This window comes from Streptosporangium nanhuense (assembly GCF_059358815.1).
In genome coordinates this window covers 34,839-54,723 of the sequence record NZ_JCADBG010000031.1, presented here as the reverse complement: position 1 = coordinate 54,723, position 19,885 = coordinate 34,839, and the positions used below count along the sequence as shown (strand labels likewise).

Annotated in this window: 14 protein-coding genes; 7 read left to right on the top strand and 7 right to left on the bottom strand. The window is 70.3% G+C overall.

The features are described 5' to 3' along the window. The first annotated feature begins 112 nt into the window (after positions 1 to 112). Together AC5L38_RS39125 and ygfZ are read left to right on the top strand one after the other, a co-directional pair. Positions 113 to 526 carry a Fur family transcriptional regulator gene (locus tag AC5L38_RS39125; RefSeq protein WP_495247862.1) on the top strand — a complete coding sequence of 138 codons (414 nt, stop codon included), beginning with the start codon at positions 113 to 115 and terminating at the stop codon, positions 524 to 526. Between the two features lie 218 nt (positions 527 to 744). After that, the gene (gene ygfZ, locus AC5L38_RS39120) at positions 745 to 1,728 is read left to right on the top strand and encodes a CAF17-like 4Fe-4S cluster assembly/insertion protein YgfZ (RefSeq protein WP_495247861.1); all 984 of its coding nucleotides are present in this window, start codon (positions 745 to 747) and stop codon (positions 1,726 to 1,728) included. 42 nt (positions 1,729 to 1,770) lie between these two features. On the opposite strand, the gene dtd is transcribed toward ygfZ, so the two are convergent. Beyond that, positions 1,771 to 2,196, bottom strand: coding sequence for a D-aminoacyl-tRNA deacylase (gene dtd / locus AC5L38_RS39115; RefSeq protein ID WP_344746920.1), 426 nt, complete (start codon positions 2,194 to 2,196; stop codon positions 1,771 to 1,773). A gap of 57 nt (positions 2,197 to 2,253) precedes the next feature. On the opposite strand from dtd, the gene AC5L38_RS39110 reads away from it, so the two are divergent. Further along, positions 2,254 to 3,204 carry an asparaginase gene (locus AC5L38_RS39110; protein ID WP_495247860.1) on the top strand — a complete coding sequence of 317 codons (951 nt, stop codon included), beginning with the start codon at positions 2,254 to 2,256 and terminating at the stop codon, positions 3,202 to 3,204. 180 nt (positions 3,205 to 3,384) lie between these two features. Further along, positions 3,385 to 4,062, top strand: a complete 678-nt coding sequence (locus AC5L38_RS39105; protein ID WP_495247859.1) for a TMEM175 family protein — start codon at positions 3,385 to 3,387, stop codon at positions 4,060 to 4,062. A 36-nt stretch (positions 4,063 to 4,098) separates the two neighbouring features. Here AC5L38_RS39105 and AC5L38_RS39100 read toward each other — a convergent pair whose 3' ends face one another. Further along, entirely contained in the window at positions 4,099 to 5,895 is a 1,797-nt protein-coding gene (locus tag AC5L38_RS39100; RefSeq protein WP_495247858.1) for a DUF2207 domain-containing protein, read from the bottom strand. A gap of 134 nt (positions 5,896 to 6,029) precedes the next feature. On the opposite strand from AC5L38_RS39100, the gene AC5L38_RS39095 reads away from it, so the two are divergent. The 3 genes from AC5L38_RS39095 to AC5L38_RS39085 all read left to right on the top strand — a co-directional run bounded on the left by AC5L38_RS39095 (position 6,030) and on the right by AC5L38_RS39085 (position 8,542). Further along, the gene (locus AC5L38_RS39095; RefSeq protein ID WP_495247857.1) at positions 6,030 to 7,058 is read left to right on the top strand and encodes a neutral zinc metallopeptidase; all 1,029 of its coding nucleotides are present in this window, start codon (positions 6,030 to 6,032) and stop codon (positions 7,056 to 7,058) included. A gap of 351 nt (positions 7,059 to 7,409) precedes the next feature. Continuing rightward, on the top strand, positions 7,410 to 7,982 hold the full coding sequence (locus tag AC5L38_RS39090; protein ID WP_495247856.1) for an SGNH/GDSL hydrolase family protein: 573 nt from the start codon (positions 7,410 to 7,412) through the stop codon (positions 7,980 to 7,982). 242 nt (positions 7,983 to 8,224) lie between these two features. Beyond that, on the top strand, positions 8,225 to 8,542 hold the full coding sequence (locus AC5L38_RS39085) for a hypothetical protein (protein WP_495247855.1): 318 nt from the start codon (positions 8,225 to 8,227) through the stop codon (positions 8,540 to 8,542). Positions 8,543 to 8,728: 186 nt separating this feature from the next. Here AC5L38_RS39085 and AC5L38_RS39080 read toward each other — a convergent pair whose 3' ends face one another. From AC5L38_RS39080 to AC5L38_RS39060, 5 genes are all read right to left on the bottom strand, one after another. Next, positions 8,729 to 10,288 carry a cellulase family glycosylhydrolase gene (locus AC5L38_RS39080; RefSeq protein ID WP_495247854.1) on the bottom strand — a complete coding sequence of 520 codons (1,560 nt, stop codon included), beginning with the start codon at positions 10,286 to 10,288 and terminating at the stop codon, positions 8,729 to 8,731. Positions 10,289 to 10,513: 225 nt separating this feature from the next. After that, positions 10,514 to 13,315, bottom strand: coding sequence for a glycoside hydrolase family 9 protein (locus tag AC5L38_RS39075; protein ID WP_495247853.1), 2,802 nt, complete (start codon positions 13,313 to 13,315; stop codon positions 10,514 to 10,516). A gap of 175 nt (positions 13,316 to 13,490) precedes the next feature. Beyond that, complete coding sequence (locus tag AC5L38_RS39070; RefSeq protein ID WP_495247852.1) at positions 13,491 to 16,427, bottom strand: glycoside hydrolase family 48 protein; 2,937 nt, start codon at positions 16,425 to 16,427, stop codon at positions 13,491 to 13,493. A 360-nt stretch (positions 16,428 to 16,787) separates the two neighbouring features. Beyond that, a complete protein-coding gene (locus AC5L38_RS39065) occupies positions 16,788 to 17,948 on the bottom strand; it encodes an ice-binding family protein (RefSeq protein WP_495247851.1) in 1,161 nt (386 codons plus the stop codon). A gap of 520 nt (positions 17,949 to 18,468) precedes the next feature. Beyond that, on the bottom strand, positions 18,469 to 19,659 hold the full coding sequence (locus tag AC5L38_RS39060; protein ID WP_495247850.1) for an ice-binding family protein: 1,191 nt from the start codon (positions 19,657 to 19,659) through the stop codon (positions 18,469 to 18,471). Positions 19,660 to 19,885 lie beyond the last annotated feature (226 nt).

Genomic DNA, 19,885 nt, shown 5'->3' with positions numbered 1-19,885 from the left:
GTTCGCGACGATGGCGGCCGTGCTTCTCGTGTTCCGGCGGCAGGGATCCCCACCTCCGGTCTCTCGGACCGTAAAACGACGAGGAGAGTCCCGGTGCTCATAGACTCTCGATATGACCGAGACGTCGTGGCATGAGGAACTGCGGGCGCGCGGTTACCGGGTCACTCCGCAACGCCAGCTGGTGCTTGAGGCGGTCAAAGCCTGCGAGCACGCCACCCCAGAGGAGATCTGCAACCGGGTGCGGGAGACCGCGCGCGGGGTGAACATATCAACCGTCTACCGGACCCTTGAGCTCCTTGAGGAGCTCGGCATGGTCACCCACTCCCATCTCGGGCACGGCGCCCCCACCTACCACCTGACGGCCGAGGCCGATCATGTGCATCTGGTCTGCCGTGGCTGCGGGGAGATCAGCGAGGTCAGCCCCGACCTGGTCGACGACTTCGTCACCAACCTCGACCAGAAGCTCGGGTTCCTCACCGACGTGCACCACCTGACGGTCTTCGGCCGCTGCCGCAACTGCCGCTGAACACGGACCGGGGCACTGCCGGGGTACGCCGCCGGGCCGCCGGGAGACCGCCGCCGGGTGCGTCACCGGAGGATCGGGGGGTCGGCAGACCGCTGCCGGGGTACGCCGTCGCCTCGGCGGACGTCCCGCCGAGCCTCCGGAGTGTGCCGTACGGCCATGGACCCGCCCGGGGAAGAGCCGCTGCCGCTCTCCTCGGCGGGGCCTCGTAGGCTGTGTCCATGCGAAGCCCTCTGCTGGACACTCCCGGCGCGGTCGCGGCCGAGACCCCCGACGCCGACGTCGCCGGACACTACGGCGACCCGTTCGCCGAGCAGCGCGCGCTGCTCGCCGGAGAGGCGATGGTCGACCGGAGCAACCGCGAGGTCGTCCGGATCTCCGGGCCCGACCGTCTGAGCTGGCTCAACAGCCTCAGCTCGCAGAAACTCGACGACCTGAAACCCGGTCGGCCCACCGAGACGCTGCTGCTCGACGCCCAGGGCAGGGTGGAGCACCACCTCGTCCTCGTCGACGACGGCGAGGCGGTGTGGGCCCACGTCGAGCCGGGCACCGGCGCGGAGGTGACCGCGTTCCTCGACAAGATGCGGTTCATGCTGAGGGTCGAGGTCGCCGATGTGACGGATCGCTACGCCGTGGTCTCCGTGGCGGGGGAGGCGCACCCCGACCTGCCCGAGGGCGCCGTCGCCGTCGGACAGGACATCCTGCTCCCGCGCGACCTGCTGGCCGGGCGGCTCGGGCTGGGGCTCGCCGGGCTCTGGGCGTACGAGGCGCTGCGGATCGAGGGGCACCGCCCCCGGCTGGGCTTCGAGACCGACCACAAGACGATCCCGCACGAGGTGGGCTGGATCGGCGCGGCCCTGCACCTCAACAAGGGCTGCTACAAGGGCCAGGAGACCGTGGCCCGCGTGCACAACCTGGGCCACCCGCCGCGCCGCCTGGTCTTCCTGCACCTGGACGGCAGCGTCGACACCCTGCCCAAGCACGGTGCCCCGGTGACCCTCGACGGCGCGGAGGTCGGTTTCGTGGGGAGCTCGGCGCGCCACCACGAGCTGGGCCCGGTCGCGCTGGCCGTCGTCAAGCGGACCGTGCCGGTGGAGACCGCGCTGGAGGCCGGGGGGGTGGCCGCGTCCCAGGAGGTCATCGTGCCGCCGGACGCCGGGCGCAACGTCACGATCGATCCGAGCCTGCGCCGCCGCATCCGCTGAAAGCCGGCGGCCGGCCTTCTCCGGTGCGCGCGTACGGGCCGCTCAGATGTCCAGGACCAGGGTGATCGGGCCGTCGTTGGTGAGGCCGACCTTCATGTCGGCGCCGAACACCCCCGTCTCCACGCGGGCGCCCAGCCCGCGCAGCTCGGCGCAGACCGCCTCGACCAGCGGTTCGGCGACCGGGCCCGGGGCGGCGGCCTGCCAGGTGGGGCGGCGGCCCTTGCGGGTGTCGCCGTACAGGGTGAACTGGCTGACCACCAGCAGGGGCGCGCCGATGTCGGAGCAGGACTTCTCGCCGGAGAGGATCCGCAGGCCCCAGAGCTTGGCGGCGAGCCTGGCCGCCTCGGCACGCGTGTCGGTGTGGGTCACGCCGACCAGGACCAGCAGCCCCGGCTCGTCGATCGCCCCGACCGTCACGCCGTCCACCACCACCGACGCGGAACTCACCCGCTGTACGACCGCACGCATGCCCCCATCATCCCGCGCTCCCGGGCATCCCTAGACTTCGGACGAAAGGAGACAAAGGTGTCTGCTGAGTCATTGTTGGTCGAGGTTGTCCGCTCGGGGTTCGTGGAGTCCACCCATCGGGCGCGGATGCTCGCCGTGGCCGCCGACGGGTCGCTGGTGAGGGTTCACGGAGAGGTGGACGCGCTGGTCTCGCCGCGCTCGTCCATGAAGCCCCTGCAGGCGCTCGCCATGGTCCGCGCCGGGCTCACCCTGGAGGGGGAGCTGCTCGCGCTGGCGTGCGCGAGTCACGCGGGGGAGCCGTTCCACGTGGAGGGGGTACGCAGGATCCTGGCCGGGGCCGGGCTGGACGAGAGCGCGCTCGGCTGCCCGGAGGACCTGCCGGAGGACGTCGCCTCCCGCGACGAGGTGCTGCGCTCCGGAGGGGGCCGGGCCAGGGTCTACATGAACTGCTCGGGCAAGCACGCGGCGATGCTCGCCACCTGCGCGGTCAACGGCTGGCCGCTGGAGACCTACCTCGACCCCGCGCATCCGCTGCAGCGGGCCGTGCGCGCCACGGTCGAGGAGCTGACCGGCGAGCGTGTCGCGGCCAGTGGGGTGGACGGTTGCGGCGCACCGCTGTTCTTCGTCTCGATGCTGGGCGTGACGCGGGCGTTCCGCGCCCTCGTCCGGGCCGGCCGGGACACCCCGGAGCGCCGCGTCGCCGACGCCTTCCGCGCCCACCCCGAGTGGACGTCCGGCACCACCCGCCCCGAGGCCCGGCTGATGCGGGCCGTCCCCGGGCTGCTGGTCAAGGCCGGGGCCGAGGCCTTCGACGCCTTCGTCTTCGCCGACGGGCGCTCGGGAACCGTCAAGATCGAGGACGGCGGCCAGCGCGCCCGGGTCCCGGTCACCGTCGCGGCCCTGACCGCCCTCGGCTTCGAGGCCCCCGGGCTCGACGAGCTCGCCGCCGGGGTCCTGCTCGGCGGGGGGCGTCCCGTGGGCGAGATCCGCCTGAGCCGGACGCCCTAGCGGCCGAAAACCCCGGCAGCCGGACGCCCCCACGGGACGGCCCGGTTCTCCCGCGATCGCGATCGTTCACGTCTGGTCTTCCACGGCCCGGTTCCTGTACGACTGTACGACCCGGTATGGCCCGGTTCTCGTACGGTCCGGCTCCGGGAGGACCAGACGGAGCACATCGTGAGGAGAACCGTGGAAGACACCGCGACGACTCCGCCGGGGCACAGTCACGAGCGGGTGGGGGCGTTCACCGACGCGGTCTTCGCGATCGCGATGACCCTGCTGGTCATCGAGATCCCCCGGCCGGAGGGCCCCGAGGCGGAGGCGGTGGAGGCCGGGGAGGGCGGCGACCGGATGGCCGTGGCCGGCAGGCTCTGGGACTTCCTGGTCCAGAACTCCTGGGAGTTCCTCGCGTTCGTCGTCGCGTTCCTGATGCTCTGGGCCGCCTGGAGGCAGCATCACCGGGTCTTCGACCAGCTCACCCACATCCCCCAGGGCATGCTCAACATCCATGTCCCGTTCCTGATCGTCGTCGTCCTGCTGCCGTACTCGACCGGGCTGATCGGTGAGTCGACGCGCAACCCCCTCGCCGTCTGCCTGTTCGCCGGGTCGGAGGCCGCGCTGCTGCTCTGCCAGGCGGCGATGGCGTCCGCGGCCGTGCGCGGCGGCGCGCTGCGGCCCGGCGCGGACGTCCGCAGGCTGCGGCTCACCGCGTTCACGCTGGGGGTGACGGGCCTGTTCTGGCTGCTCACCGCCGGGCTGACCTGGGTGGTCGAGGGGGTCCCCTACCTCTGGATCCTCACCCCGGCGGTCATGCACGGGGCCATGTGGGCCGGTCTCCGGATGATTCCCCAGGAGACCGGCCGCTGAGCCGCTGAGCCGCTGAGCCGCTGAGCCGCCGGTCGCCTACAGCGAGCGGAACTGGCGGGTGGTGGAGATCGCCCCCGAGGTGGTCATGGTGAAGGTCCGCATCGAGTCGGCGAACCTGGACAGGTCCCACTCGGCCGGGCCGTGATACCAGTACAGGTGGTCGGCCTGCTGGCCGTTGCCGGTGACCGAGGAGACCACGCGGGCCCAGCGGTCGACGCTGTCGAAGATCACGGCATAGGGCAGGTAGCGGGAGAACAGCTCCACCCGCTGGGCCACCGGGACGTCCGCGCCGATGTCGGCGCCGGACAGATACTCCCTGAAGCCCAGGGTGTGGGCGAGGGCACCGGCGCCCTTGGCGGTCTTGGCGGGCATGTACTGGCCGCCCACGGCGAGGGCGGCACCGGCGATGATCAGAGCCAGGCCGAGCAGCCCGTACGTGGTGAACCAGGCCAGCGCGACGGTGGCGAGGACGCCGAGGCCGGTGAGGACCACGCCGATGGTCGTCCAGCGGGTGCGGACGGTGTCGGGGCGGCGGGCGAACCAGCCCTGCGTGACCACGTCGCGGTAGAGCGCCTCGCGGACCTTGCCCAGCTTGGCCCCGAACGATCCCTGCAGCTCCGAGAGCAGCACCGTGTCACGGCCGTCGAAGATGGCGTCGTAGAGCTCCCGCTCGTAGGGCATCAGCGAGGTGACCTGGGCGGCGGGCATGCGCACCAGCCTCCAGTCGGGCGTCTCGTACGTCTGCCGGGGCTGCTCGTCGATCCTGAGGTAGCCGCGGACGGCCAGGTCGACGATCGTGGCGGTCACGTCGATCACGTCGGCCTGCTCGTCCATGAGGGTGCCGATCTGGCCGGGGCGGACGCCGTCCGGCGGGGCGAAGTGGCCGTTCTCGACACCGCTGAGCGAGCCGGACTCGTGGCCGACCACGCGGGCGTCGCGGCCCCGGGTCCAGTAGAGCAGGCCGAGGCCGCCGAGCATCAGGAGCAGCAGGCCGGCCAGCGCGCCGCCGGTGACGGCGTTCAGGGTGAAGGCGTTGGACAGCTCGAAGCGGCGCTCCAGGATCGGCGCGCCCTTGGTGGCGCCGGTGGGGTAGCCGACGACCACGGTGAGCACCTCGCCGGTGCCGAGGTCCTGCTGCCCGAACTCGGCGGTGACGCCCGTGTGGTCCATGGAGGCCTCGGTGCAGGCGATCGCCGAGCTCAGGGGACCGGCGAAGCACGACAGGTTCTGCATCGTGGCCGGCCCGCTCACGCTGACCTTGGCCTGCTCCACCGGGACGGACCAGGCGCCCACCGCGTACCACCGCAGCTCCTGGGCGTCGGCGAGCGGCGTGACGGCGCCCTGGACGTCGTACTCCAGGGTGGCGTTCCCCGCGCCCTTGAGGGTGATGGTCTCGCCGGTCAGCGTGGCGTCGCCCTTGAGGTTGGCGATCCGGTAGAGGCGGTCGTTGCCGTCGTCGTAGCGGATCCGGTCGACGAGGCCGCGCGAGGGCGCGTCACCCTCGAAGACGACCTCCTCCTTGACGTGGAGCACGCCGTCCTGCCGGAGCTCCAGCTGGACCGTCGTGCTCGTCACCTTGCCGGCCTGCGCGGACTGCGCGGCCAGCGCGGACTGCCCTGCTTGCGTGGACCGGGCGCTCCGCTCGGCCCGGGAGGACTCCGCGGCCGGGTCGCTCGCCGGCGCCGTGGACGCGAGGGCAGGGGACGCGCCGAGTACCAGCGCGAGGATGGCCGTCGCGGCCAGGCTCCCGGCTGTCCTGAGCGGGAGGGCCGCCCGGCGCGGGGAGGTCGCCGGGCGCGGGGGAACCGCTCGGTGCGAGAAAGATGCCGCCATGAGTCGGGAGCTTAGCGAGATCCACAGGCCCGCGATGGCCGACCGCGTATCCATTTTTTCCGGCTCATAAACGCATATGTGGTTATATCCGCTAGATTGCCGCCCGGAGATCCACTCTTTGGAGAGGCGGTCGCATGCGCCCACGGGGGTCGAACCCGCTGGCCTTCGGCGTGCTCGGTGTCCTCGCCCTGGCGTTCGCCATGGTCGTGGTGATCGCCGGCCTGGCCGACGGGGAGAAGGCGGAGGTGCCCGCGGGCCCCGGGACCGCGCCGGTGGCGACGGGAGGCGCGTCCCCCCGGCAGACGGGTGACACCGAGATCACCACGCCGGACTTCACCCCGCCGGAGAAGCTGAACCTCGGCTCGCTGGGCGACATCGAGATCGCCCCGGTCGCCGCGGCGCGCAACATGGCCGTCGACCTCCGCTACATGCGGCGCTCGGACACCACGGCCAGGCTCAAGCGCAACCCGCTGTACGGCACGGGCCTGATGCGCCCGACCACCTGCCGCGCCCCGCGGCCCTCGACCCAGCCCCGCGACATGCTGTCCTACCTCAACGCCGTCACCGGCTGCCTGGATCGGGCGTGGTCGGCGAAGTTCTCCCAGGCCGGCGCGGTCTTCCTCCCGGCGCGCAAGGTCTACTGGTCCCGTCCCGGACGAGGTCCCTGCGGGACCTACCCCCACAACTTCGCCTCCGCCTACTACTGCCCGTCCAACCGGGGCATGTACATCGGCCTGAGCCATGTGATCGAGCAGAGCGGTGACGTCGACCCCGCCAGGAACCACGTGCCCTACCTGACCGTGCTCGCCCACGAGTACGCGCACCACGTGCAGAGCATGGCCGGTATCGGCGGGGCCTGGTGGTGGGAGGTCTCCAGCAAGTCCCGGGCCGCCCAGGACTCCCACTCCCGCCGTCACGAGCTGCAGGCGCAGTGCCTCGCCGGGGCCTTCGTCCGGACCGTACGGGAGCCGCTGGGCGTCACCAACGCCCGCTGGCAGGAGGTCCTGCGGACGGAGTTCGGGCGCGGCGACGACCAGAACGGCAACCCCCGGCGCGACCACGGCAGCGGCGAGCACTACGCCGCCTGGCTCCACCAGGGCTGGAAGTACGCCAGGATCGCCTACTGCAACACCTGGTCCGTCGGCCCCTCGGACGTCAGCTGACCCACGCCCGCCGAGGCCCGCGTCGCCGCGTCCGTCCCGTGAGGCCGGGCCTTCGATTCGGCGGCGCCGCCCCGGCCCGACAGGGCCGGAGCGGAATCGTGAGTCAGGTGATGTCGATGAGACCGAGTGGCCGCGCCCACCGGCGGACATCTGCAATCATGTCAGGAGTCCGACGTTTCCCGAGGTGGCATGCGCGCGCCTGTACACAGACGACCGTGGACATCGGCGGTCGCGTTTCTTGTAGCGATTTCCTGCCTTGTTTCGGGATGCAGCCTTGGAGCCGGCGCGGCCACGCCGCAGGCCGCCGGCACGGGACTCCCGGTCACCTCACGGCTCCCGGCCCCACTTGTCATGATCGTCGGTGACAGCTTCACGGTCGGGTCGGGGCCCGTACGCGCGTGGGACGGCTACGCCGCCGGGGTCGCGCGGGAGCTGGGCTGGCAGCTGATCACCGCGGGCGCCGGGGGAACGGGCTTCGTCAACCCGGGCCGGGTGGGCCGGACCTTCCAGGACTCCTTCGTCAAGGAGCTCTCCTGGCGCCCCGAGCCCGACATGCTGATCATCTCCGGCGGGCGCAACGACCGCCGGATCGAGGCCGCGAGGATCGAGGACGCGGCGGTCCGCCTTGTGGAGCTGGTCAGGCGGCGATGGCCGCACACCAGGATCGTGCTGGTCGGCCCGATCTGGATGACGAGGGCTCCGCACTGGGCCTATGGCGTGAGGGAGGCCGTCCAGCTCGCCGCCGACCGGCAGGAGGTGCCCTTCCTCGACCCGTTCGAGCCCCTCGGCACGCACGGCCGGGGCTGGGGTCGCGGAGCGGTCCTGCCCGACGGCGTCCACCCCACCCTCGCCGGCCACGTACGCCTCTCGCGCTGGATGGTCTCCACGCTGCGGAAGTACGGCATCGAGCCGCGTTCCTCCTGAGGGCGCCGAGCCGCCCGGAATGTCACATAAGGGACATTCCGCTACAAAGCGACTCGTAAGAGTTTAATAATGCCCATAAGGCGACGATAGTAGTGTAAAAGGATTGAATTATCGTTTATGGGCTGAGAGCGCAGGAAAGTATGACAAGCGGGGATGGGTCATATCTATCCATCACTAATGGTTTCCGACTGATCCAGAAATGTCGGTAATCGGGGTAATTGAACCTTTCGAGGGGAAAAGCAATGCCCAAGTTCAAGAGTGTCATCACAGGACTCGCGTTCAGCGTGGCGCTGACCGGCGGGGTCGTCGGTATGGGTGCGGCGACCACCGCCACGAGCGCCGCCGCGACGACCACCGCGGTCACCGCGGCGGCCTTCCCGACCTGGGGCGGCGGAGGCTGCCGTCGCGGCTGCTGCGGCGGCGGCGGGGGCTGTGGCCGATGGGGACGGCACGGTGGCGGCCATCACCGCGTCAAGATCCGGATCAACAACCACAACAACAATTACAACCGCCTGGAGAACAGGAGCCGCAACGGCGGCTTCGGGTTCGACGACGACTGACGTGTCCGCCGATCGCCTGACCACGCCCGCGATCTGATCCGGGCGGGGCACGGGGAAGCCCCGTGGCCGGTGTGAACCGGCCACGGGGCCGTGGCGAGACCACTGTCACCGGCGGTCTCGCCACCGGCGTACGCCGAAGCCGCCGGGGGGCGGGGGAGGGCGTCGGCGTACGGCGCCGGCGCGCGGCTAGGAGACGGTGGGGGTGGGCGGGACGCCGGTGCCCGGCCAACTGCCGATGAAGCCGAAGGTGGTGGATCCCCCGGCGGGGAGGGATCCGTTCCAGGCGGCGTTGGTGAAGGTGAAGACCGGCGGGGTCGCGGAGAGGGTGGAGCTCCACGCCTGGCTGATGTTCACGCCGGAGGGGTAGGTGAGGACCGTTCTCCAGTTGGTGACGGCCGCGGTGCAGCTGACGGTGATCTCGCCCTGGAAGCCGCCCTGCCAGTGGCCGGCCGTGCGGTACGTCGAGGTGCAGCCGCTCGGCGGGGTCGAGGTGGTCGTGAAGGTCGTGGCCGCCGAGGCGGCCGAGGTGTTCCCCGCGGCGTCGCGGGCGACGACGGTGACGGTGTAGGCGGTCTGCGCGGTGAGGCCGGTCAGGGTGATCGAGTTGGTCGCGGACGAACCGAGCCTGGTGGTTCCCCGGAACACGTCGTAGCCGGTGACCGCGCGGTTGTCCGTGGAGGCGGTCCAGGACAGCCGGGCTCCGGTCGAGGTGACGTCCGAGGCGGCGGGCGTGCCGGGCCGGGTCGGCGCCTCGGTGTCCGGGGTGCCGGTGCCGCCGTAGATCGTGGCCTCGACGGAGGTCTGCGCGATGCCGTTCGCACCGTTGAACAGGCGCTGCCCCCAGGTGGTGAGGGCGGTGACGTCGAAGTTGGTCACCTGGTCGAGATACTCGACGCCGCCGCCGTTTCCGCTCCACGACCAGCCGAGGTAGCCGACCCCCCTGGCCTGCGCCTGGGCCATGATCGTGTCCTCGTCGGGGTTGCCGTCGGAGTGGTTGAACCCGAACTCGCCGATCACCAGCGGCAGTCCCGCCGTCTGGAACGCCTGCAGGTAGGAGGTGACCTCGGCCGCCGTGTCGAACACCCCGTACATGTGGACGGAGAAGACGGTGTTGCGCTGCGGGTCGGCGGCGGCGACCGTGGCCGCGTTGTCGCGCATGGTGAAGTTCCAGTCCTGGCCCCAGTTGGGCGCGTCCACCATGATCAGGTGCTGGAACCCGTTGCTCCGCAGCCGGGTGATCGCGGCCGTGGTGGCCTGGGTCCAGCCGGGGGTGGTCGCGTTGTTGCCGAAGGGCTCGTTGCCGATGTTGAGGACGACGTAGTCCTCCTGGCCGACGATCGCGCTCTTGACGCCGATCCAGTAGTCCACGGCCTGGTCGAGGGTGTACGCGCCGCTCTGCTCGCCGTACCCGGTGGTGTCATGATTTTCCAGGACACAGATGAGTTTGTTCTGCTTGCAGAGCGAGACGACGTTCGCCACGTCGGACGCGCCGTTGGCGGTCCACCGGCCGCCGCTGAGCACGACCCTGACGGTGTTCGCGCCCAGCGACTTGATGTCCGCGAACGAGCCGGTCTGGGTCGCGTACCAGGTGTGCGCGTGGCTGGTGCCACGCATGACGAACGGGTTGCCGTTCGCCTCGAGGATCCGCGTGCCGCTCACGTGGAGACCGACGGCGGCGTGGGCGGGTGTCACGGAGAGGAGGAACGGGAGAAGGAGCGCCGCGAGCAGCGCCAGTCTGATGCGCATGACCTACCTCGGGTGGGGGGGTGCCCGGCCGGGCGGAGGGGTCGTCGCGCCCGGCCGGGGCGGCGAGGCGTCCGGGGGAGGGAGAGCGGACGCCTGGACAAGGGGAGGACAGGAAACACGGGGGTACGGGAAGCGGGTCTCGGTTCGCGGGGCGGGCCGCCGGCCCGGGGCGCGGGCCGGCGGCGTCAGGGGTGGGCCGGTGACGCGGGCCACCGGCGTGGGGGGTCAGCCGGTGGTGCAGGTCACCGGGGCGGGGACGCCGTTGGTGCCGTTCTGGCTCGCGGTGAAGCCGAAGGACGTCGAGGCGTTCGGGGCGAGTGTGCCGTTCCAGTTCAGGTTCCTGACCGACACGTCCGCTCCCGTCTGGGTGTGCGCGCCGCTCCAGAGCTGGCTGATCGTCTGGCCGTTGGGGAACCTCCAGGTCACCGTCCAGCCGGTGATCGTCGAGGTGCCCGCGTTCTTGACGGTGACCTCGCCCTGGAAGGCGCCCTGCCAGTCCCTGACGACCGTGTACGTGGCCGTGCAGCCACCCGTCGGGGCCGCCGTCGTGGTGAACGCGGTGCTCTCGGAGGCGGTGGAGGAGTTTCCGGCCGCGTCCCTGGCCACCACGGACACGGTGTAGGCCGTCGCGGGGGTGAGCCCGGTGAGGGTGTGGGAGGTGCCGGTGGCGGTGGCGACCTTCGTGGTTCCCCGGTAGACGTCGTAGCCGTTGACGCCCACGTTGTCGGTCGAGGCGCTCCAGGTGAGGGTGGCGCCGGTGGCGGTGATCGCCGAGACGGCGGGCTTGCCCGGCTGCGACGGGGCAACGGTGTCCTCCTCCGGGGCCGCCGTCGTGGTGAACGCGGTGCTCTCGGAGGCGGTGGAGGAGTTTCCGGCCGCGTCCCTGGCCACCACGGACACGGTGTAGGCCGTCGCGGGGGTGAGCCCGGTGAGGGTGTGGGAGGTGCCGGTGGCGGTGGCGACCTTCGTGGTTCCCCGGTAGACGTCGTAGCCGTTGACGCCCACGTTGTCGGTCGAGGCGCTCCAGGTGAGGGTGGCGCCGGTGGCGGTGATCGCCGAGACGGCGGGCTTGCCCGGCTGCGACGGGGCAACGGTGTCCGCCGGCTCGTCGCCGGGCGGGGTGCCCCAGACCTTCGTCGTGCCCGCGTAGACCGTCATGTTCTGCGCCCGCACCGGGGTCGCGCCCGGCGTGGTGGCGATGCCGGTGTACGACCAGTCGTTGGACGGGTCCCACGTCCCGGTGCTGGCGATGCGGAACTGCACCTCGCGCCGGTGCTGCGACTGCCCCGCCGGGGCGATCGAGGTGTTCGAGCAGTCGACGGTGACGTAGTAGGTCTTCCCGGACAGCAGGGTCGGCCCGGTCGGCGCCTTGCACTGGTTGTAGGCGGACGACACGGAGACCTGGCTCGCGGTCGTGGTGCCGTCGAGGGTGAAGTAGTAGCGGAACGAGCCGTTGGCGAGCGGGCGGGCCGGCCAGGCCGACTGGTTCCGCACGATGGCCTTGATCTCGGTGAACGCCGAGCCGGAGGCGTTCACCCCGGCCTCCACGAAGATCTCGGGGCCGTCGGGGGTCTCCGCCACGGGGAAGTTCGCGGCGGGTGCGCCGCCGTACTCGCGGTAGAGGCGGGCGAGGGCGCTGGTGAAGCCCGCGTTGTAGTCGGTGGCGACCTCGTTCATCACGTAGTCGTCGCGCTTGTCGGTGTAGGCGTCGTCGGGGTCGGGCGGGCCGCCGACGAGGGCGCCGTACAGGGTGTGGCGGGTCTCGACCGGGTTGGTCATCTGGTCGGTCCACGAGCCGTGCGCGGTGCGGTGGTGCGGGTTCTTCGGCGGGTTCGCGCCGAACCCGATCATGTACGAGGAGTTGCGCGGGTTGTCGCCGAGCGCGTAGTTGATCTGCCTGACCGCGAAGTCGTGATATCTCGCCTTACGTGTCGTGTCGGTGATCGTGTCCGAGTGGACCAGCGCCGCGAACGAGGTGTTGGCCGCGTAGCGCAGCGACCCCCACCGGTCGAGCACGGCCTGCCCGCCGGGCGAGTACCTGATCCGCTGCCCGTTGACCCCGACCGTCCAGAAGTCGAGCCAGCGGTTGGCGTCGTCGAGGTACTTCTGCTTGCCGGTCAGCTTGTTCAGCAGCACGTAGGCGCCGTAGGACTTGTCGTCCCAGGCGATCGTCCACTTGTAGGACTTGACGGTGGACTGCGGCTCGGTGCCGAGGTTGTCGTAGTACGACTCGGCCTTGGCCAGGTAGGAGGCGTCCTGGGTGGCCCGGTGCAGCCAGATGGCGCCCCAGACCAGCTCGTCGTTGAAGCCGCTCCACGACTGGTAGTAGCCCGACGCGTCGGTGATGCAGTCGCTGTACTTCTTCCGCACCGTGTCGGCGAAGGTGTATAGCTGCTTGGCGTGCGTCACCAGGGTGTCGGCATAAGTCGGATTCGTCGGGCGGAAGACGATCGACGAGGCCGCCATCGCCGCGGCCGTCTCCCCGGCCAGGTCCGACCCGCCGCACGAGGCGTCGATCTTGTACGCGGGCCGCTCCATCTGCATCGCCTCGGCCGGGCCCCACCAGGCGTGGTCCTTGCCGCCGTTGCCGACCTGCCCGTACAGCACGTTCGCCGACGGGTGGGCCTTGATGAAGTAGTCGTTGACGAACTTGAGGTTGTTCAGCAGGTGGGTGAGCTGCCCGGAGGAGGCGTACGCGTCGCGGTACTCCACCGCGCCCCAGGCCAGCATCGTCGCGCTCGCCGCCATCGGCAGGCCGAACTTGACGTGGTCGCCCGCGTCGTACCAGCCGCCGGTCAGGTCGAGTCCGACGTCCTGGCCGTCGGTGAGCCCGGAGGGACCGCGCCAGCTGACACGGTTCCAGCTCGGCAGCGTCCCCGACTGCTGGGCCTCGTAGAACCAGATGGACTTCTGCAGCGCCTCGCCGTACGCGAAGGCGGGCGCTGCGGCCTGGGCGCCGGTGGCGGGCACCGTCACCGGTACGGCCGCCAGCGCCAGCAGCGCGAGCGCCGCCAGGGTTCTCTTCATTGGGGGGTGCGCCTCTCGGAGGTGGTGCTCGGGGCGTGGCGGCAGGTCAGGGGTACCGCCACGCCCCGAGGTCTCAGGGGGGTCGAGCCCGGGGCCAAGCAGGGCTCAGGTCCGGGTCGGGCTCGGGCCCGGCCCGAGGGAGGGCCGGACCCGAGGTCGGGGGATCAGAAGGGGGTCAGGGGAAGAGGCGGCCGTACTCGGCGAGGGCGACGGCGACGTCCACCTGCGCCCAGAACCGGTGGTAGTTGAAGGACGGCGCGGGGCCGGTGCCCTTCAGGTAGGCGTCCACCTTCGGCCAGTCCGGGTCGTTCTTGTAGAAGGACCGGATGGACATGAAGGTCGAGCTGGAGTTGATCGTGTCGCCGTTGGGCATCTTGCCGGTCCAGCCCGGGGGCACGTAGACCGGGTCGTTGAGGCGGCTGTAGTCGGCCTTGGTCTCGACGACCGACACGCCCTTGGCGTCCTGGTTGTTCTTCCACATGCCGTCGAGCAGGCCCTTGGCGACGGCCTTGGCCGTGGCGTTGCCGGACTTGGCCGCGTAGTACATCAGCACCTTGGCGTACGAGCCCGCCACGCCCACGTCGGTCGTGTAGTCCCGGATGCTCACGTGCAGGTTGGAGTTGCTTCCGGGGTTGCTCGCGTTCCAGGTGTCGGGCTGGCCGGTCCACACCAGCGTCGAGGGGATCCGGTAGGTCCCGTCGGCGTTGATCGTGGTGTTGTCGGTGGCCCACTTGACCCACTTGTCCAGCACGATCTTGGCGTCGGCGTTGCCGGTCGCGTAGTACAGCTCCGCGACCCGCTCCAGCGACCACGCCTGGAAGCCGAACCACTGGTTGGACGGCGGGTCGTGGTAGACCGGCTGCCAGTCGTAGGCCATCCCGTAGAAGGTCGGCAGCGTCGACGGCGGGGCCGCGTAGTGGCCCTGCCAGCTGTTGGTGGCACCACCGGCGATCGCGCCCTCGGTGGACTGCAGCCAGCGGTAGAACTCCATCTGCCGCTTGGTGCTGGTGGTCCAGTCCTGGACGGCGGTCGCGCCCTTGGGCTTGAGCGCGTCCACGCTGGACAGCACCCACGCGGCCATCGGGTTCTGGTAGCCGGAGTGGTTGTGGCTGGAGCCGATCCGCCAGGCCCATCCGGCGGAGGTGTCGTAGGCGCCGCCCCAGGCGTAGTACCAGCTCAGCAGGTAGGCCGAGCTGTCCTTGCCGGTTCCGGCCGCACACGAGGTGCTGGTGCAACCCTGCTTCTTGAAGTACTTGTCGTACATCGCGTAGCGCAGGTAGTCGCCCATCTTCGCGGCCTTGGCGATCGTCGCCGAGACCTGCGAGGCCTTGCCCTGCTCGGTGGCCCAGGTGTGCGCCCAGTAGGCCACCTGGACGGCGCGGGCGTCGGCGTCGGGGGCGTTGGTGTACTTCCACTGCTTGGCGTAGGAGCTGTCACCGGTGAACAGGTCCAGGAACCCGTTCGGGCCGCCGTGCTTGAAGGTGTCGCAGGACGGCTGCGGGATGGTCTCGAAGACCGACTCCTCCGGGCCGCGCTGGTAGGTGTTGATGTACGCGGGCTTGGTGGTCCCGTCACCGCAGCGGCCGAAGCCGTAGGTGTTGTCCACGTCCAGCAGCCAGTGCATGCCGTAGACGTCGCTGGTGCCGTAGGCGCTCTTCAGCTCGTTCGCGATCGGGTCGACGCCGACGCTCACGCCGCCGTCCAGCTTGGACGGGTACTGCTTGATGTCGTCCCACTCGCCGGCGTACGTGGCGGGCTTGGACGGGTTGTAGTTGGCGTTGGTCGGCTGGTCGGCGGTGGCCGGGATGATGTACTTCTCCATCGAGGCCCAGGCCTCGTTGAACTTGCTCCAGTCGCCGGTCACCTTGCCGTACGCCGCCTCCAGCCACAGGTAGTAGCTGTAGGCCTCGGAGGTGGTCTCGTGCCCGTGGTCCGGCGCCTCGACCAGGAAGGTCTCGACCGAGTGGTAGGGCACGCCCTGCGGCGAGAAGTAGCCGTTCGCCGGGTCCTTGAGCTTGTTGTACATCGTGGTGAAGCGCTGGATGTACTCGTTGTTCCCGCCGCCCGAGTCGTTGTCGACCTCGGTGGCGGTCGCCTTGGCCGCGGTGTGGCCGGAGGCGGTGGAGGTGAACTCGGCGGTGCCGGAGGCCTGGTCGCTGTCCTCGGCCGCCGCGACCCGTACCGTCTGGGCCGTGTTCCAGTTGGCGGTGGTGAAGGTGAGCGACGCGCCCGAGGAGACGGTCAGGTCGGTGTCGCCGCTCGTCCTGGCGGTCGCCACGGTGACGCTCGCGGACGGCGCCTTGGAGAGCTTGACCGAGAGGTCGGCCGAGCCGCCCTCGGGGACGGCGACCGTGGCCGGGCTGACGACCACGGCCGGAGTCGAGTCGGCGGTGACGGTGATCCCCACCGGGGAGGAGGTGGTGGCCGCGCCCTTGTCGTCGGTCGCCCTCGTGGTGAGGGAGTAGCTCCCGGCGGCGACGTTCGTCCAGTTGTAGGCGTACGGCGCGCTGGTGTCGGTGCCCAGCAGCGTGCTGCCGTTGAAGAAGTCGACCTTGGAGACGGTGCCGTCGCTGTCGGCCGCGTTGGCGGTGATCGGCACCGTCGCGGGCGCGGCGAAGGTCGCCCCGGCCGCCGGGCCGGTGATGCTCACCGTGGGCGGCTGGTTGACGGGGACGCCCCCGCAGGTGGTGCCGTTGATCGTGAAGGCGGTCGGCTTGGGGTTGGAGCCGGACCAGGTGCCGTTGAAGCCGATGCTGGTCGAGGCCCCGGTGGCCAGGTTGCCGTTCCAGTCGAGGTTCCGGGCGGTGACGTTCTGGCCGCTCTGCGCCCAGGTGGCGCTCCAGCCCTGGCTGAGCCGCTGGGTGGTCGTCGGGAAGGCGAACCCGAGGGTCCAGCCGGTCAGCGGGTCGCCCAGGTTCTTGACGGACACGCTGGCGGTGAAACCGCCCTGCCAGTCGTTGGTGGTGTACGTCACGTCGCAGGAGACGGCGGCGAGGGCTGGAGAGGCTGCCAGGGCGGTGGTCGTCCCGGCCGCCAGGCTGAGCAGCGCCAGCGCGGCGATCCGTCTCCGGAAGCGTGGGAGCGCTCCCGCTTTACTGGGGAACAAATGCATGAAATGGGCCTCCGTGAGTGGGGATCGATGCGAATTCGCTGGTGGTGGCGCCGCATCGGATCAAGCAAGGGAGAGAGGGGGTGGGAGCGCTCCCATAAGGAATTCTGGAGGCGGTGAACGGGATGTCAATGGCACGCGTCCCCGGTTACGCCGATGTTTCGCGGCCCACGCCGCCAGGCTGCTGCGATCCGGACGGCCTTTTTCGCGAACCGTGAAAGTTTCAGGGCTTTCGATCTTTCCAGCCGAGTGCTTGCTTGTGCGTACGCCTTCGACGCCCCCTCGCCGCGCTCCGCCCCACCGGCCGCCGGCCGGTGGGGCGGATCCGCTGGTCCCCGGGGAGCCGTTTTCCGGCCCGCCCGGTCAGCGGGAGTGGCGGCGGTTCCCGGGCCGTGAGTGGTGGCGACGGTCGCGGTCACGCTTCCTCGGCGTGAACCCTCTGTCGTTGGGCGGGAACGTTATGACGGTCCGCTTCTTCTTGTTGCCGCTGGGACTGCCGCCGGAATTGGCGCCGGGGCTGGTGCCGGCGGTGGCCGGGCTCGCCGGCGGTGCCGGGCAGATGCCCTCTGGACCGACGGCCACGGTCAGCACCGGTGAGGAACTCGGCTCCAGCCGGCTCGTGCCCGCGAAGGCCGCCACGAACTCGTGGGTCCGCGGCGGGATCTTGGAGACGATCAGTTTCGCGTGACCGGCGGTGTCCGACGGGAACTGGTCCTGGCGCACCCCGTTGGCGAAGAACTCGACCGGCCCGACAGGGGGGATCGGCCCCGAGGACGTGACGGTCGCGACGAGGGCGAGGTTGCCCGGCGATCCCGGATCGCAGAACGCGGCCAGCTTGGTGGTGGTCCTCCTCTGCGGCATGGCCGTGCAGGCGGATCGGGTGACGGTGGTGGTGTCCAGATTCACGGTGCCCAAGCGGGCCAGAAGGCGGCCGTTCACGGTCGTGCCACTGGCCGTGCTGATCGAGGTGAGCGCGAGGACGTTCCCGGTGAAGCGGGAGCCGGTCCCCAGCGAGACCGAACCGCCGACCTGCCAGATCACGTTGCACGCCTGGGCGCCGTTGACGAGCCGCACCGTGCTGGCGGGCGCGGTGACCAGCCCGGGAGCCCTGAAGACGAAGAGGGCGTTCGGATTCCCCCGCCCGTCGAGGGTGAGCTCCCCGCTGATCTGGAAGGCGCCCGAGGTGGAGTTGTAGACGCCCGGAGCCACCGTGGTCCCGCCGAGCTGCGGCGGGAGGGAGGCGGTGCCGGGCCGCGTCGCGGCGCTGCCGTAGGCGGCGGCCAGGTCGTCCTGGGCCTGTTCGGCGACGGAGTCGTCCAGGTAGACGGCGCCGGCCACGACACCCGGCGGGAATCCGGCGGTCGTCGAACCCGGGCTCACCCCGACCTCGCCGGTGACCACGGTGGCCCCGGTGGCGGCGACCGTCGCCCCCGCCAGGACCGCGAAGTCCGTGGCCGCGCCGAGCGACAGCGGCGCCGCCGGGTTCGGCTCGTTCGTCGTGCTCGCGGTGCTCACGGTACTCACGGTGCTCACGGTGTTTGCAGTAGTCGCAGTACTCGCAGTGCCGGCCGCGCTCGCCGCGTGCGGTGTCGCGGCGACGCAGCCCAGTGCGACCGCGACCGTCACGGCCCCCGCCAGCCAGGAACGGACGGTATCTCGCGAAACGATATGGAAGTGACCAATGACTGCCACAGTCTCATCCTTTTCTTTTGGTATTTCGCCGTCCAGGCGCATTGTCGATGATGCGCTGTTTTTCCGAGACTACTGATCGGCGGTGCCATGGTCGTCGTACGACATGCGGGTTGTTTTATCGCATTACCTGTTCACGGACACAATGAGGATTAGGCGATACTATTGTTTATGGGAATATGTCATGATCGAATGGCGTTTTCAGGCGTCGAGTGCCCGCACGCATCACAAGAGGGCGTGCCGCCGGGCGGCACGCCCTCGATGGTCCCGGGGTGCGGGAAGGCCGGACGCGGACGAGTCGGGGGCGAAAGGCGAAGCGGCGCACGGATTCACCGGGTGAATTCCCGGCGCGGGGCTAGCGCGGGCGGCAGCAGCACCTTGCCCACGAGTGGCGATGCTTGTGCTTGCGGTCCTTCATCCTGATCGTATTGCCGCTTTTCTGGTTGTTTTTAATACTTTGACGGTCATTGTTCTTCCGATTCACTCCCTGCGCCGGGCAGAGGCCGTTCGGGCCGACGACCACGGCGAGCGGTAGCGAGGCGCTGGGATCCAGGGCGGCGTTGCCGGGGAAGGTAGCCACGAGCTGGCGGGTTCCCGGGGCGAGGCCGGTCACGGCCAGGGTGGCGCGGCCATTCGCGTCGAGTACGGCCGTGCCCAGGCTCACCCCGTCGGAGAAGAACTCGACCGGTCCCGTGGGCGGGACCGGTCCGAAGGCCGTGACGGTCGCGGTGAGGATGAGCCGGCCCGCCACTCTCCGCGAGCACACCGCGGTCAGCGAGGTGCTGGTCTCCCTCGGCGGCACGACCGCGCAGTTGGCGAACGTGACGAGGTTGGTGTCCAGGGTGACGGCGCCGTTACGGGCCAGCAGGCGGCCGTCGACGTTCACGCCGGTGGTCGCGGTGATCGAGGTGAGCGCGAGGATGTTCCCGGCGAAGCTGGAGCCGGTGCCCAGCGTGGCCGAGCTGCCGACCTGCCAGAAGACGTTGCACGCCTGGGCGCCGTTGATGAGGTTCACCGTGCTGGCGGACGCGGTGACCAGGGTGGAGGCCGTCTTGAAGATGAAGACGGCGTTCGGGTCGCCCTGCCCGTCGAGCGTCAGCTCCCCGGTGATCTCGAAGGTGCCCGAGGCGGAGTCGTAGGCCCCCGGTGTCACGGTGGTCCCGCCCAGTTCCGTCGGGAGGGTGGCGTCGACGGGTTGCCCCGCCGCGTCGTTGTAGGCGGCGGTCAGGTCGACCTGGGCCTGCGCGGCGGCGGCGTCGGCGGAGTGGATGGTGCCGACCACGACGCCGGGCGGGAAACCGGTGACCGCCGTCCCCGGGCTCACCCCGAGATCCCCGGTGATCACACTGGGGCCGGTGTTGGTGACCGTCGTGCCCGCCAGGACCGCGAAGTCCGCGGCCGTGCCGAGCGGCGGTGGCGTCGCCGCGCTCGCCGCGTGCGGCGTCGCGACGACGCAGCCCAGCGCGACCGCGACGGTCAGGGCTCCCGCCAGCCAGGAACGGACGATATCTCGCGGAACAACAGATGAGTGACCAACTCTTATCACAGTACTGCCCTTTTCTTTTGGTATTTCTCCGTCCAGGCGCATTGCCGATGATGCGCCATTTTCTCTGACCCTACTGATCGGCGGCGTCGCACTTGTTATGCGACATGCGGGATATTTTATTGCGCAGTTATAGGGGCATTTATGTGGGATATGGCAATGTTGCTGATTGTGAGGATGTTCGGGACATCGGATCCGGAGAGGACCCGGCGGCGGAGACCGCGGGGCC